Origin of the sequence: Arthrobacter sp. 08Y14, assembly GCF_002929455.1 — a bacterium.
Taxonomy (GTDB): Bacteria; Actinomycetota; Actinomycetes; order Actinomycetales; family Micrococcaceae; genus Arthrobacter_B; species Arthrobacter_B sunyaminii.
This window is the reverse complement of the sequence record NZ_PJIX01000001.1, coordinates 377127-390992: the sequence shown is the minus strand read 5'-3', so window position 1 is coordinate 390992 and position 13866 is coordinate 377127. Positions and strand designations below refer to the sequence as shown.

Sequence of the window (13866 nt, the reverse complement as noted above, 5' to 3'; positions counted from 1 at the left end):
CCATGACCTACATTGCTGCGGAAAACCGCTACGATTCCATGCCCTACCGCCGCGTCGGACGCAGCGGGCTGCAGCTGCCCGCTGTATCGCTTGGACTGTGGCACAACTTTGGCGACGATAAGAACTTCGAGACCCAGCGTGCCATCCTGCGCCGGGCGTTTGATTTGGGCGTGACCCATTTCGATCTGGCCAACAACTACGGCCCGCCCTACGGCTCGGCGGAAACCAACTTCGGACGCCATTTCAAGGACGATTTCCGCCCTTACCGGGATGAACTGGTCATCTCCTCGAAGGCGGGTTACGACATGTGGCCCGGTCCCTACGGCAACTGGGGGTCCCGCAAATACCTGCTCGCGAGCCTGGACCAGTCCCTGGAACGCATGGGCCTGGACTACGTGGACATTTTCTACAGCCACCGTCCCGATCCTGAGACGCCGCTGGAAGAGACCATGGGAGCGCTGGACACTGCCGTGCGCTCCGGTCGTGCCCTCTACGCCGGCATATCGTCCTACTCGCCGGAGAAAACCATTGAAGCTGCGCGGATTCTGCGCGACATGGGAACACCGCTGCTGATTCACCAGCCCTCCTACTCCATGCTGAACCGCTGGGTTGAGCAGGGGGATCCGAACCTGTTCGCTGCTTTGGAAGAGGTCGGGGCTGGCTCCATCGCCTTCAGCCCGCTGGCGCAGGGCCTGCTGACCAGCAAGTACCTGAACGGGGTACCCGAGGATTCCCGAGCCGCGGCCGGCAAATCGCTGGAGAAGTCCCAGCTGTCCGAGGACAACCTGCGGCGGGTGCGGGCACTGAATGACCTGGCGGAATCCCGGGGCCAGACGCTGGCCCAGATGGCTATTGCCTGGGTGCTGCGGCCGCAGTCCGGCGGCGGTGCCGTCACCTCGGCGCTGGTGGGTGCTTCCAGCGTCCGCCAGCTTGAGGACAGCCTTGCGGCAGTGAACCGCCTCGACTTCACCGCGGAGGAACTGGCCAGCATCGACGAGTACGCGGTGGACTCCAACATCAATTTGTGGGCCTCGGCCCTGGATGCCTAACAGGTGAGGCTGCAGCCGGTTCCACCGGTTGCAGCCTCACGGCCGGCCCGACCGGCGCCGGTACAGTGCGGGAAATGAAAGAATGGTCTGGTGAACGACCAACAAGTACCTCCTCCCGCTGAACGCCTCGCCCTCATAGATCTGGCCGCCGTGCGGCACAACGTCCGCCACTTTGTCCGGCTCACCAGTCCGGCCCGCGTGATGGCAATCGTCAAGGCCGATGCATACGGCCACGGCGCGGAGCAGGTGGCACGCGCGGCATTGGAAGCCGGAGCCACTTGGCTTGGTGTCGCCCACATTTCCGAAGCGCTCGCGCTGCGAAGCGCCGGCATTTCAGCTCCGATTCTGGCCTGGCTGCATACCGTGGACACGCCCTTTGCCGAGGCAGTGGCTGCCAACGTTGATCTGGGACTTTCGGGATGGGAACTGGAGTCAGTCGTGGCCGCTGCACGGGAACTGCAGATTCCGGCACGGGTGCACCTGAAGATCGATACCGGGCTTGGCCGCAACGGCTGCCCCGAGGACAAATGGGAAGCGTTCGTGGGCCGCGCCCTGGCCTATCAGGAGGAGGGGCTGCTGCGCGTCGTCGGAATCTTCTCCCACTTTTCCGTGGCAGATGAACCGGAAAGGCCGGAGACCGACCTGCAGCTGGAGAAGTTCCGCACCGCCGTGGCAGTTGCCGAAGACGCCGGAGTGGACCATGAAGTGCGGCACATTGCCAACACTCCCGCAGCACTTTCCCGCCCTGATTCCCACTTTGACATGGTGCGGGTTGGGTTGGGTATGTACGGTCTGTCGCCCTTTCCGGAGCAGTCACCCGACGAGCTGGGCCTGCGCCCGGCCATGACCCTGAAGACCACCATCGCCAACTGCAAGGAGGTCCCCGCCGGGCAGGGCGTTTCCTACGGGCTTCGTTACACCACGCAGGAGCCCACCACGTTGGCGCTGGTTCCCCTGGGCTATGCCGACGGCGTCCCCCGCGTGGGCACGGGCGGTCCTGTCTGGGTGGACGGCAATGTTTACCCGGTAGTCGGCCGGATAGCCATGGACCAAATGGTGATAGACCTTAAAGCCACCGGCATTGCAGGAACCGGCAAAGACCTCGTGGGCCGGGAAGCAGTGCTGTTCGGCGGTGTGGGAATGCCTTCCGTGGATGAATGGGCGGAGGCCTGCGGAAGCATCAACTACGAGATCATTACCAGGATCAGCTCCCGCGTTCAGCGCAAGTACACCGATTCTGAGGAGGTCGGGCTATGAGCGGAGAGTTCGCTGACACCGGCGCAGCTGAACCCGTGTGGGAAAAAGAAATCCGCACTACGGATGCCCTGCAGACACAGGCCGTGGCCGAGCAGCTGGGACACCGGCTGGCCGCAGGTGACCTCCTGCTGCTCACCGGCGAACTCGGAGCCGGTAAAACCACCTTCACCCAGGGCCTGGGCCGCGGGCTCGGTGTCCGGCCCGGAATCATCTCCCCAACCTTCGTGCTGATGCGCATCCATCCGAGCCTGGCGGACGGACCCGATCTGGTGCACGTGGATGCCTACCGGCTCGGGTCCAGCGGTGAGATCGATGACATTGACCTGGAAAACACGATGGATACCTCCGTCACCGTGGTCGAGTGGGGACGGGGCCTGGTGGAACACCTGTCGGACAGCCGGCTGGAGGTTACACTCCTGCGTCCCACCGGAGGCGGCACCGTGGGTGGGCAGGAGACAGGCCAGCCGGTGCAGGAAGCCGCCGGCCTGAGCTTCGAATACGACGATGATCCTGATGAAGAACGGGTGATCCGGTTCGCCGCCTACGGCCCGCGGTGGAAGAACAACCGCCTTTCCTGACCTGCCGGCGGGCTTCGACCGGTCCGGGAACGGAAAGTGCGGACCAAAAGGGGACGTAAAATAGGCACCGTGCTTATTCTCTCTATTGACACCTCCGCTATTGCCAGTGCGGCACTGCTGACCGGGGAAGGGGAGACCCTGGCCGCGTTCGCCACGCAGGACACCCGTTCCCACGCCGAAGTGCTGGCACCGGGTATCCGGAACCTGATGGAAACGGCGGGCGTCACCGCCGCTGACATCGACGCCGTGGTGGTGGGAGTGGGTCCCGGACCGTTTACGGGCCTCCGCTCCGGCATTGCCACAGCGCGTACCCTCGGCTTCGCGTGGCAGAAACCCGTACATGGAGTGATGAGCCTGGACGCGATTGCGGCTGACGCAGCCCTGGACGCGTGGCGGCTGGGCATTGACGAATTTGTCGTGGCCACCGATGCCCGGCGCAAGGAAGTCTACTGGGCGCATTACCGCAGCACCGGAGGGACACCCGAACTCCTGGCCGGGCCGTTCGTGAGCGATCCCGCAGAGGTGCCGGATCTGCCGGCCTACGGTGCCGGGGCCGGGTTGTACCCTGAGGTCCTGCGCGGTGTCGCTGACTTTGCCGGCACCCAGCCCACCGCGGAAGCCCTCGGCCGCACCGCCGTCGTGCGGCTGGTCCGCGGCCTTCCACTGCTGGACAGCACGCCGCTGTACCTGCGCGAATCCGATGCCAAGGTGCCAGGTCCGCGGAAGCGCGCGCTGTGACCGGCCATACCGCTGCCGGGCCCGCGAAGATCCGGACCATGACCGTTGACGATATCGCCGCCGTAGACGCACTCGAGCGGGCCCTGTTCCCCGTGGATGCGTGGCCGCTCCAAATGTTCTACGACGAGCTGAACCAAACAGATACCCGTTCCTATTACGTCGCCGTGGACAGCTGCGGCACGGTAATCGGGTACGCCGGACTGATGTGCGTGCTGCCCATAGCCGATGTGCAGACCATCGCCGTCGCGCCTGAGGCTGAAGGCGCCGGCATCGGCTCTGCACTCCTGACCACGCTCATCGAAGAGGCCAAAGCCCGCGGCGCCGACGACGTGCTGCTGGAAGTGCGGGCGGACAACCCCCGGGCCCAGCGGCTCTACCGCTGGTTCGGATTCGAGCAGATTCACCTCCGTCCGCGCTACTACCGCGACGGCGCCGACGCACTCATCATGCGGCTGGACCTTTCCACTTGGAACGGGTCCCCGCACGCAACAACGAAGGACCCGAAATGAACCGCACCGAGCCCCTGGTGCTTGGCATCGAATCATCCTGTGACGAAACCGGAGTCGGGATTGTCCGCGGCGACCAGCTGCTGACCAACACCGTTTCCTCGTCGATGGATGAGCACGTCCGTTTTGGCGGCGTGATTCCGGAGATCGCCTCCCGTGCACATCTGGACGCCTTCGTGCCCACGCTGCAGCAGGCCCTGGACGAGGCCGGAGTAACCCTGGCCGAAGTGGATGCGATCGCCGTGACCTCCGGCCCGGGACTGGCCGGAGCACTGATGGTGGGTGTCTGCGCAGCCAAGGCGCTCGCGGTTGCCACAGGTAAGCCGCTGTACGCGATCAATCACCTGGTGGCCCATGTGGGCGTGGGCGTGCTCGAAGGCGGAACCCTCCCGGAAAATCTCGGCGCCCTGCTGGTATCCGGGGGCCACACGGAGATCCTGCGCGTGAAGTCGTTGACCGGCGATGTGCAGCTGCTCGGTTCCACCATCGATGACGCTGCCGGCGAAGCCTATGACAAGGTTGCCCGCATCCTGGGGCTCGGTTATCCGGGCGGCCCTGCCATCGACAAGCTGGCCCGGCAGGGAAATCCCAAGGCCATCCGTTTTCCCCGCGGACTGACTCAGCCCAAGTACATGGGTTCTGCAGAAGAGCCCGGCCCGCACCGCTATGACTGGTCCTTCTCGGGACTCAAGACAGCAGTTGCCCGCTGCGTTGAAGCATATGAAGCTGCGGGCGAAGAGCTTCCCGTGGCCGACATTGCTGCTTCCTTCCAGGAAGCCGTGGTGGATGTCATCACCGCCAAGGCGGTCCTTGCCTGCACGGAACACGGCATCACAAATCTCCTTCTGGGTGGAGGAGTGGCGGCCAACTCCCGGCTCCGCGAGCTGACGAGGCAGCGCTGCGAGGCCAAGGGCATTTCCCTGCGCGTGCCGCCCATTTCCCTGTGCACGGACAACGGTGCAATGGTTGCTGCCCTGGGGGCCCAAGTGGTGATGGCGGGGGCCGAGCCCTCGGGCATCACTTTCGCGCCGGATCCGTCCATGCCGGTCACGAGCGTCCATCTCTAATCAGCTCGTCTAACCGGCTTCCGTAGCCAGCTTGCCAGCCTACGCCAACCACTGGCAGCCGAGGTTGGCAGACTCCCAACCGGACGGGTTTTCTTACTCGGACAGGTTTGCTTACCAGGGATACGGGCACGGGCAGGGGCGGGGCTCGGACACGGAACGTCCAGGCCAGCGTGCGGTTCCAGGCGGGGCCGGCGCTGTCGACCGGTAGACATGGCCGGTGGGTGTGCGCGTTTCGACCGTATGCGGTTGGAGGGTGCGTGGTTCGCGAGCATGGGGCTGGATCGGGGGCTCCGTGACAACTGTGGCCTTCCAGCCGGGGGCCTCTTTGGCCTGGTTGCACGCCTCGCACAGTCCCTGCAGGTTGTCCGCTGTGGTGGGTCCGGCTTCGTGGAAGGAGCGGATGTGGTCGTAGTTCCGGATCGGTGCTCCGCACCACGGCATCCGGCAGACCTGGTCGCGGACCGCAATGAACCGTGCCAGCCCGGACGGTACCAGCCGTGCCCGGGAGTCCATTCCCACGAGTTGGCCGGTGGACGGTTTCGTATAGAGCCGCCGCAGCCAGGTGTGAACGGTTTTGTCGGGTTGGATGTCCGGGCCAGGCGCGCCGGGACCGTCGTCCGGCCCGCCCCGGACGAGGTTCCGGGCGGTCTGTGCCGGGATCATGCCGTAGCCGGGCAGCACGGCCGGTTCCGCGGATCCGGCGAGCAGGGTCCGGTCCGTCATGATCAGCTGCACCTCGATCCGCACGTCTTCGGCCCGGGCCTGTCCGGTGGTGCGTTCCACGAAGGTGTCGGCCATGATCTGGCCCCTGGTCCGGGGATCCCCGGCAGCGCGCAGCCGGTCCGCTTCCCGGGTCAGCGCCGCGTAAACGCCCACTCCCTGGGCTGCCGGGAGCAGGGCGGTCACGTAGGTCATGGTGTCCGGTTCCGGACGGCAGGATACGAACCGTTCCGCGGCGGCTTTGGCGGTCCGGTTCGCTACGGAGTGCGGGTCCAGGGTGTAGGCGAGGGTTTTGATCCGGGCGATGAGCTGCCGGTCACCGAGTTGTTCCAGGGCGGAGAGGTTGCCGGCGACGAGTTCGTCCACGCGCTGCCGGTCCTCCCGGGTTAGGCACGCGGTTTCACGGACCAGGAGGGTGGCCCGCCATTCGCTGATGACCCCGGTGGTGAGGGCGTGCAGGGTGTGGGGCATTTCCCGGGTCAGGATCCGGGCCAGACCGAGCAGCCGGTTTCCGCGGTGCGGGGATTCCCTGCGGGCGAATCCGATCTGCGCGCCGACGCCCTTGCCGAGATCCTCGGCCCGGGCGCCGGCTGCGGCCTGGGTTCGGCGGGTGATGGCGTCGAACAAGGCTGTTGCGCGGGCTTGGGCGGCGGACGCGGCTGCTTTGAGTTCTTCCAGTGCCCGGATCTGATCGATCAGCGCTGCCGGTGCTGCCAGTACTTCTTGTGCTCCGGGTGCCGCCGGGACAGGGGTCTCGAAGCCCGCTGCGGCTCCCGGAAGGGATGAGGACTCCGGAAGGGATGAGGACTTTGGAGGTGAGGAGTCATCAGGCAGTACGGAACACGCCATCCCTGCCAGCACGGCCGTCCAGTGCTGGATGAGGGAAGCATCCGGGCCCGCCATGGAAGGGTCCGGATCAGCGTTCCTGCTGATCCGGACGTCACCGTGGGTTTCACGGGCCAACGTTTCCTCGTACATGTGTTCTATTTTAGTGGTTTATCCCACACCCAACACCGAGCATGATTACGGGTAAATTACTCGAATCTGGCCACCCAGGCATCACTTTACTGGTGGCATGCCCGGGTGAACGTCCAAGGCTCTGCCTGAGGTCAGGCTTCGCCGCGCAGCTGCCGGATTCCGTCTTGCACCACCGCGCGCAAATCGCCGTCGTTCTCTGCAGCAATGCGGCGCTGACGCTGGTAGCCGGCACCGCGTTCAATGATCGATGCCACGTCCGCCAGCTCGGCCGAGCAGCCGAGCTTCTCCGCTACGGGAGTAAGGCGGGGAAGGACATCCTCGAGGAGGTGGTCCGTCACCAGCTTTTCGTTGCCCGCTGCGTCAAGGATGATGATGGCGTCGAGGCCATACCGGGCCGCACGCCATTTGTTTTCCTGAACGTGCCACGGAGGCATGGTCGGGATGCTGCCGCCGTTGTCCAGAATGGTGGAGAACTCGTCCACCAAACACTGGGTCAGGGCTGCCACGGCGCCCACATCCTGCAGGGTGGCCATTCCGTCGCAGACCCGCATTTCAATGGTGCCCAAGCCCGGCACAGGTCGGATGTCCCAGCGGATCTCGCTGATCGAGTCGATCACTCCGGTGGTGAACATGTCCTGAACGTAGGACTCATACTCGGCCCAGGAGCCGAATTGGAAGGGAAGGCCGGCTGTGGGCAGCTGCTGGAACATCAGGGCACGCTGGGAGGCGTAACCGGTGTCCTCGCCGGACCAGTACGGCGAGGAAGCTGACAGCGCCTGGAAGTGCGGGAAGTAGTTGACCAGGCCGTCAAGCACCGGAAGCACTTTGTCCCGGCTGTCCAGACCCACGTGGACATGAACCCCGTAGATGAGCATCTGCTGGCCCCACCACTGCGTGCGGTCAATCAGTTTGGCGTAGCGTTCCTTGTCGGTGACCGGCTGCGAGCGCGGGGCACTGAACGGATGGGAACCGGAGCAGAACAGCTCCACGCCCATGGGATCGGTCACCCGGCGCAGTGCCTCGAGGGAACGGGTCAGGTCAGCTTTGGCGTCAGCAACGGTGTTGCACACACCGGTCACCAGCTCTACGGTGTTTTCGAGCAGTTCCTGCTTGATGTGCGGGTGCTCGTCACCTTCACTGATCCCGGGATGCGCGGCGCTGACGCCGCGCAGAACCTCGTCGGCAACGGACACCAGTTCCCCGGTGTTCCGGTCGACAAGTGCCAGCTCCCATTCAACGCCAAGGGTTGATTGTGCCGACTGGGCGAAACCGATTTCCAAACTGTCTCCTGCTGTATATGTAGCTGTTGGAGGAACTCGGTTTCCGCAGTGTTGCGGTAGAGAACCCGGATCCAATCCTAGCCGCGGGAGAGGGGTATTCCGTTCACTCACTCCTAATCCCGGACCTGCCGCACCGCCGGGATACCCCGACATAATGGGAGGATGCCCATCCTGAACAAAGACATGACCCTGTGCATCTCCCTCGCTGCCCGGCCGTCAAACATTGGTACGCGCTTCCACAATTACCTGTATGACCTGCTCGACCTGAACTATGTCTACAAGGCGTTTGCTCCCGCGGACCTGGCCCAGGCCATCATGGGCGTGCGCGGCCTGCCGATCCGGGGGTGTGCGGTGTCCATGCCGTACAAGGAGGACGTCATAGCACTCGTGGACCGCTTGGATCCGTCCGCCGAAGCCATCCATTCAGTGAATACGATAGTGAACGACGACGGCGTCCTCACCGCCTACAACACCGACTACCTGGCCATCGCCCGGCTTCTGCGGGACCACCACGTGCCGGCGTCCTGGTCTGTGTTGCTCCGGGGATCGGGAGGCATGGCCAAAGCCGTTGCCGCAGCGTTGCGGGATGCCGGTTTCACGGACGTGACAATCGTGGCCCGCAACGAGGCTGCCGGGCGGGCACTTGCCGATCTTTATGACTTCAACTGGCAGCCCGTTCAGGGTGAAAGCACCGCGGACCTGCTCCTCAACGTCACGCCGCTGGGCATGACCGGCGAGCATGAAGCCGTTCAGGCATTCACTGATCCGGCCATCGCTGCGGCACGGACAGTGTTCGACGTCGTCGCACTCCCCGCCGAAACGCCGCTCATCACTGCAGCCCGCGCCGCAGGCAAGCCCGTAATTACAGGCGCTGAAGTCATCGCCATCCAAGCCGAGGAACAGTTCGTGCTGTACACCGGGGTACGGCCCACTCCGGAGCAGGTCCGGGAGGCCAGCGAATTCTCCCGCGCGTAGGCTGCGGAACCTACGCGGCGGGCAGCGCCACCGGTTCCACCACGATTGCCACCCGGTCCTCGCCCAGGCGCGTCAGGACGAGCGTTGCTTTGTTGGGCCCTTTGCCGGAACCGGTGAGCAGTTGCTTGCGCAGTTCCTCGGGGGTCACTGACATGCCGCGCTTCTTGATGTCCAGCACGCCGATTCCACTGGCCTTGACCCAGGCCTTGAGGGCCTTGACGTTGTACGGGCGGACCTCGAGCACCTTGTAGGCGCGGGCAAACGGCGTGTGCAGCAACTCCGGGGCACCAATGTAGGCAATGTGCGGATCCAGCAGGTGCCCGCCCAGGGAACGCGCGACGTCGGCGACGAGGCCCGCGCGGATCACCGCGCCGTCGGGCTCGTACAGATAGGCGTCCACCGGGCCAATGCCCACGTCCTGGGCCCCGGCGTCGTAATCCACCGGCGAGGTGAGCTCCGCGGCACCCTCGGGGCCAATCACCAAAGCTGCGCGGCGGACGCCGTCGCGGCGCAGGGCGTTGAACCATAGGGTCGCCTCGGTAACGTCACCGTCCACTGAGACCCACTGCACTTCACAATTTGCCGGCAGGGCATCGTGCGGAATGCCCGGACCCATCTTCACGCCCACCGGCAGGCCGCGGTCGGCCAGGGACTCCACAAAGGACAGCGGCGGGGAGAAAGCTTCCGGGTCGAAGATGCGGGTGGTCCCGGAGGTGGACGTGGTCCGGCGGGCCGGATCCAGCCACACGCCGTCGAACCCGTCCAGATCGAACTCCTCGGCAGCGCCCTGAACCACCTTTGCATTGGGCCAGGGCATGAGATTGATGGTGGCGGCGGCTGCAGTAATCTCGTCAAGTTCGACGGCGGTGACCTGCCGGTCCAGGGTGGCCAGGGCCAGGGAGTCGGCGCCGATCCCGCAGCCCAGGTCCGCAACTTTGTCCAGGCCGGCCTGGACGTAGCGCTGGGCATGCAGGGCGGCCACGTTTAGCCGGGTGGCCTGTTCCAGCCCGGGCGCGGTGAACAGCATGTGCTCGGCGAACGGACCGAACTTGGTCCGTGCTTTCATCCGCAGCTTGGCCTGGGTCAGGACGGCGGCAACCACGTCGGGGGAGTGCCCGGCCTTGCGCAGGTCAGTGTTGAGCTTGAAGGATTCGGACTCCAGATACGGGCCAAGGGAGTTCAGCAGTTCCCAGCCTTCGGACGTCAGGACATGGGCAAGCGAAGTATCCGGCATGACTACCAGCCTAGTTCTTCTGCAGCCGGGCACGTTAGCTGTAGGTTGGGCGGCATGAGGAAGATCGAGGCCGAGCCGCTGTCCGTACTGCGTACACGCACCAGCTATAAGTGGCAGACCTACCCGGCAGATGTCCTGCCGCTGTTTGTGGCAGAGATGGACTATCCGTTGGCTGAACCGGTGCAGCAGGCGATTATCGGCCGGGTGCTGGCCTCGGATACCGGCTATGTCGCCGGACCGGAACCGGTGGCCGATGCGTTCGCCGGATACGCGCGGCGGACCTGGGACTGGCAGGTGGATCCCGGGGATGTCCGGACCACCACCGATGTCAGCGTGGCCATTGTCGAGTGCCTGCGCCAGACCGTCCCGGTGGACGGTTCGGTGGTGATCACGCCGCCGGTGTACCCGCCCTTCTTTGAGCTGCCGCTGGAGGCCGACGCTTCAGTGGTGGAGGTTCCCCTGCTGCTCACCGGCACAGGATGGCAGCTGGACCTTCCGGCACTGGAACGAGCGTTCGCCAGGGGCGCTGATGCCCTGCTGCTGTGCAACCCGCACAATCCGCTGGGACTGGTGCACTCTGCCGAAACCCTGGGGGCGCTCGCCGATTTGTCAGCGAAATACGGAGTCGCGGTAATCAGCGATGAAATCCATGCCCCGCTGGCCTATGACCCGCGTTCCTTTACGCCTTACCTCTCAGTCTCCGACGCGGCACGGGAATATGGCATCTGCGTCAGCGCAGCCAGCAAAGCGTGGAACATTGCCGGAACCAAATGTGCGGTCATGGTGGCCTCGAGCGAGCGCACGCGGCTGCAGCTGGATTCGATGCCCGAGGAGGTCTCGGCCCGGACCTCCATCCTGGGCCTGCATGCCTCCGTGGCAGCTTATGACGACGGCGGACCGTGGCTGACCGCGGTGCTGAACTCCCTTGCGGAGAACCGGGAACTGCTGGCCGAGCTCCTGTCTGCGTATCTGCCCGAGATTGTCTACCGTCCTCCCTCGGCCGGCTATCTCGCGTGGCTGGATTTCAGGGGCGTGGGCTGGGGTGGGGATCCAGCGGCAGTGGCCCTGGAACAGGGACGTGTTGCCCTGGAATCAGGCCTCAAGTTTGGTCGGCAGGGCACGGGGTTTGTCCGGCTGAACTTTGCCTGCTCCCCGGAGGTACTGACGGAGGCCGTGACGCGGCTGGCTGCAGTGCGGGCGGCGCCGTCGGACCTTTAGCGCCTGAACCTCAGAGTCTCAGGCGGCAGGGGCCAGGATGCTCAGCTGCTGCGGAGCCAGTAACTCCTGCTTATGCCCGGTCAGCAGGGGCAGCGCACCGGTTTCGGAACTGAGGCGAAGGTCGTTGAGAGCAGCAGGAGTAATCGTCGCCAGATGCAGGTCAAGCACTACGTTGAGGCCAGGCAAGGTGGCGTTGGCCCGCCGCGCCAGCACATACAGCACCCGGCTGTTCTGCTCTGTGACACGGCCCCTGACCACCAAACGCACCTTCCGGAGATCTATGTCGAATTGGGCGACGACGCGCAGCTTGGGCTCCATGGAAAACCTTCCTCAGTGTGCCTGACCAGTGGCCGAACACTCAACGTAGGAGAGGCCTGCGGCGCGCCGCAATGCGAACAGGAAATACTGCCGCCGCCTGAGCGCAATTAGCTCGTGGGACACCCCTGATTGGCTTGCAGCCGAAGGGAAGGGGAAGTTATCCACACCGGGTAACGCATCCGTGGACCGGGTTCGGGGAACCCCCTAGGTTGAGGGCAGGACGGAACGGACTAGGGGAGTGGGAACCATGCTGCTGGGCAATTACAGCGTAAATGCCGAGGGTTGCGAGCGTATTCTCGCGCAGGTCGAGGACGACGATGCCAGAGCGGCTTCATCGTCCACGCTGCGGACCAGGGTAACGGATGCGCAGTGGGCGTGTTCCAGCGGCTCGGGCGTGGTGGTGCGCGCTTTGGAAGAGCTTTGGTCCAATACGCTGCTGCTCCAGGCAGATGCGGCCGAGACGAGGATCGGCAATGCGGTTGCCGGGGTCCGTCAAGCAGTGAACATCATCTCCGAGGCGGACCGGGCAATGGCCGATGCAGCCGGGGCGAGCTTGGCACAGCTGCAATCAGGGATCTGCCGGGCACCTTCGCTGACCGGGACCCGCTGATGTCCGTTGACACCTCCGGACTTTTCGATTGGCCTTCCCCGGATGCCGTCGCGGGTGCCGCACCGGGGATCGGCGCCGGCGGCCGGGCCTATCTCAGGAGCGTAGAGAGGGCTGCCGCCACGTGGGTGCAGCTGAATGCGCACTATCGCGGTGACGGAGCCGAGGAAATCCAGGACGCCTTCGGGGCAGTTCTGCCCCACGCAGGCCTGCTGGCGCAAAGTGCGGAGCAGGCCACCAGCGTACTGGCCGAATTTGCGGAGGGAATCCGGGCGCTTGTGGCTCAGCGGGATGCGTTGATGGTGCAAATTGACGCAGCCAACCGCGCGGTGCTCGAGTCCACGGAACAACCGGATCCGAACACGGCATCCACGCTGCCGTCAACGGAGCTTCTGCTGCGCGCAGCAGCGGATTCAGCCGCCGTCCTGGCCCGGAATTACACCTTGTTGGAAGAAGCGACGGCGGGCAAGCTGACTGCCATCGTCCTGGGGGACCATAACCTCACTAACCTCATCACGGACCGGACAGGCACAGTGGCTACAGGGGTCGCGGGTAAACTCGCCGGCTTGCCCTCGTCACGGCAGACTGTCGTGAAAATTCCGACCCCTTCCCCCGTTTACGTCCGCTATGAAACCGAGGCTGAACGACTGCGGTACATGGCGCGCGGACGATGGGTGACCGACGGCCGCTGGGCGCTGGTGTCCGTCAACATGTTGGAACTCAGGCCCAAAGTCAGCACGGTGCTCTATGAGCACTCGCGCGGCTACAGGAATCGGGTGGATGCCAACAGAGCGAAGTGGGCGCCGGACGGGGGCGGGTTGCGCGAGCTGACTAAAACCGCTGTTGCTTTCAGAGTGGGCGGCGGAATGCTGTCAGTGGCAACGGCAGGATTTACGATCGCCGATGAGCGGCAGGATGCCTATAACGAACTCCTGCAGGCCCATCCGGACATGGACCCTGACGAGCTGAACGAGCGGGCGGACTCGGTGGGGGCGGTGAAGGGCAGCGCCAAGGTCGGAATCGATCTTGCGGCGGCCGGGACCGGCGCCTTCATCGGGAGCGCAATAGGGGGACCCGCGGGGACAGTGGCAGGTGCCGCGATCGGCATCGGTATTTCGGTTGTTACCTCCGTCGAATTCGGTTTCCTGGACAACCGCACCATCAAGGATGCAGCAGCGGACACCGCCTTGGACCTGGTGGACGGTTTCATGGAATCAAACCTGATGAAGTCTGACGCGGGCAAGGCGGCACGGGGAGCAGCGGATGCGGTTGCCGACTGCTGGAACAAGCTCTTTGGCCGATAGTCCGGGCTTCACACCAATGCAGTGCTCAGCTAGGCAA

General features: G+C 64.7%; 14 protein-coding genes. 10 read left to right on the top strand and 4 right to left on the bottom strand.

The features are described from left to right. Positions 1-2 precede the first annotated feature (2 nt). The 6 genes from mgrA (at position 3) to tsaD (ending at position 5195) form a co-directional block, all read left to right on the top strand. Entirely contained in the window at positions 3-1049 is a 1047-nt protein-coding gene (mgrA, locus tag CXR03_RS01765) for an L-glyceraldehyde 3-phosphate reductase (RefSeq protein WP_104052701.1), read from the top strand. A gap of 90 nt (positions 1050-1139) precedes the next feature. Further along, positions 1140-2306, top strand: a complete 1167-nt coding sequence (alr, locus tag CXR03_RS01760; RefSeq protein ID WP_258073452.1) for an alanine racemase — start codon at positions 1140-1142, stop codon at positions 2304-2306. Further along, on the top strand, positions 2303-2884 hold the full coding sequence (tsaE, locus tag CXR03_RS01755; protein WP_104101568.1) for a tRNA (adenosine(37)-N6)-threonylcarbamoyltransferase complex ATPase subunit type 1 TsaE: 582 nt from the start codon (positions 2303-2305) through the stop codon (positions 2882-2884). Before alr ends, tsaE begins: the two co-directional genes overlap by 4 nt. A 69-nt stretch (positions 2885-2953) precedes the next feature. Next, positions 2954-3622: a tRNA (adenosine(37)-N6)-threonylcarbamoyltransferase complex dimerization subunit type 1 TsaB gene (tsaB, locus tag CXR03_RS01750; protein ID WP_104101566.1), complete on the top strand. Its 669-nt coding sequence runs from the start codon at positions 2954-2956 to the stop codon at positions 3620-3622. A 38-nt stretch (positions 3623-3660) separates the two neighbouring features. Next, positions 3661-4131, top strand: coding sequence for a ribosomal protein S18-alanine N-acetyltransferase (gene rimI / locus CXR03_RS01745; protein ID WP_104102753.1), 471 nt, complete (start codon positions 3661-3663; stop codon positions 4129-4131). Then, a complete protein-coding gene (gene tsaD, locus CXR03_RS01740; RefSeq protein WP_104101564.1) occupies positions 4128-5195 on the top strand; it encodes a tRNA (adenosine(37)-N6)-threonylcarbamoyltransferase complex transferase subunit TsaD in 1068 nt (355 codons plus the stop codon). The genes rimI and tsaD overlap by 4 nt, the downstream gene beginning before the upstream one ends. 111 nt (positions 5196-5306) lie before the next feature. On the opposite strand, the gene CXR03_RS01735 is transcribed toward tsaD, so the two are convergent. After that, a complete protein-coding gene (locus tag CXR03_RS01735) occupies positions 5307-6893 on the bottom strand; it encodes an HNH endonuclease signature motif containing protein (RefSeq protein ID WP_258073451.1) in 1587 nt (528 codons plus the stop codon). A 131-nt stretch (positions 6894-7024) separates the two neighbouring features. Then, complete coding sequence (locus CXR03_RS01730; protein ID WP_104101563.1) at positions 7025-8173, bottom strand: glutamate--cysteine ligase; 1149 nt, start codon at positions 8171-8173, stop codon at positions 7025-7027. Positions 8174-8335: 162 nt separating this feature from the next. Here CXR03_RS01730 and CXR03_RS01725 point away from each other — a divergent pair, with 162 nt between their 5' ends. Then, positions 8336-9148: a shikimate 5-dehydrogenase gene (locus tag CXR03_RS01725; RefSeq protein WP_104101562.1), complete on the top strand. Its 813-nt coding sequence runs from the start codon at positions 8336-8338 to the stop codon at positions 9146-9148. A 10-nt stretch (positions 9149-9158) separates the two neighbouring features. Here the strand turns inward: CXR03_RS01725 and CXR03_RS01720 are convergent, their stop codons facing one another. Next, positions 9159-10382: a class I SAM-dependent methyltransferase gene (locus CXR03_RS01720; protein WP_104101560.1), complete on the bottom strand. Its 1224-nt coding sequence runs from the start codon at positions 10380-10382 to the stop codon at positions 9159-9161. A 54-nt stretch (positions 10383-10436) separates the two neighbouring features. On the opposite strand from CXR03_RS01720, the gene CXR03_RS01715 reads away from it, so the two are divergent. After that, positions 10437-11600: a MalY/PatB family protein gene (locus CXR03_RS01715; protein WP_104101559.1), complete on the top strand. Its 1164-nt coding sequence runs from the start codon at positions 10437-10439 to the stop codon at positions 11598-11600. A gap of 18 nt (positions 11601-11618) precedes the next feature. Here CXR03_RS01715 and CXR03_RS01710 read toward each other — a convergent pair whose 3' ends face one another. Beyond that, on the bottom strand, positions 11619-11918 hold the full coding sequence (locus CXR03_RS01710) for a hypothetical protein (protein ID WP_104052692.1): 300 nt from the start codon (positions 11916-11918) through the stop codon (positions 11619-11621). A gap of 247 nt (positions 11919-12165) precedes the next feature. Here CXR03_RS01710 and CXR03_RS01705 point away from each other — a divergent pair, with 247 nt between their 5' ends. Together CXR03_RS01705 and CXR03_RS01700 are read left to right on the top strand one after the other, a co-directional pair. Beyond that, positions 12166-12528: a hypothetical protein gene (locus CXR03_RS01705; protein ID WP_104101557.1), complete on the top strand. Its 363-nt coding sequence runs from the start codon at positions 12166-12168 to the stop codon at positions 12526-12528. Beyond that, positions 12528-13829: a hypothetical protein gene (locus CXR03_RS01700; protein WP_104101555.1), complete on the top strand. Its 1302-nt coding sequence runs from the start codon at positions 12528-12530 to the stop codon at positions 13827-13829. The genes CXR03_RS01705 and CXR03_RS01700 overlap by 1 nt, the downstream gene beginning before the upstream one ends. The last annotated feature ends 37 nt before the right edge of the window (positions 13830-13866 follow it).

Bases quoted from the DNA above. Each gene is read 5' to 3' on its own strand.
- mgrA (WP_104052701.1), top strand. From the start codon at position 3: ATGACCTACATTGCTGCGGAAAACCGCTACGATTCCATGCCCTACCGC.
- tsaE (WP_104101568.1), top strand. From the start codon at position 2,303: ATGAGCGGAGAGTTCGCTGACACCGGCGCAGCTGAACCCGTGTGGGAA.
- CXR03_RS01720 (WP_104101560.1), bottom strand. From the start codon at position 10,382: ATGCCGGATACTTCGCTTGCCCATGTCCTGACGTCCGAAGGCTGGGAA.
- tsaD (WP_104101564.1), top strand. From the start codon at position 4,128: ATGAACCGCACCGAGCCCCTGGTGCTTGGCATCGAATCATCCTGTGAC.
- CXR03_RS01715 (WP_104101559.1), top strand. From the start codon at position 10,437: ATGAGGAAGATCGAGGCCGAGCCGCTGTCCGTACTGCGTACACGCACC.
- CXR03_RS01700 (WP_104101555.1), top strand. From the start codon at position 12,528: ATGTCCGTTGACACCTCCGGACTTTTCGATTGGCCTTCCCCGGATGCC.
- CXR03_RS01705 (WP_104101557.1), top strand. From the start codon at position 12,166: ATGCTGCTGGGCAATTACAGCGTAAATGCCGAGGGTTGCGAGCGTATT.
- CXR03_RS01710 (WP_104052692.1), bottom strand. From the start codon at position 11,918: ATGGAGCCCAAGCTGCGCGTCGTCGCCCAATTCGACATAGATCTCCGG.
- rimI (WP_104102753.1), top strand. From the start codon at position 3,661: ATGACCGTTGACGATATCGCCGCCGTAGACGCACTCGAGCGGGCCCTG.
- CXR03_RS01735 (WP_258073451.1), bottom strand. From the start codon at position 6,893: ATGTACGAGGAAACGTTGGCCCGTGAAACCCACGGTGACGTCCGGATC.
- CXR03_RS01725 (WP_104101562.1), top strand. From the start codon at position 8,336: ATGCCCATCCTGAACAAAGACATGACCCTGTGCATCTCCCTCGCTGCC.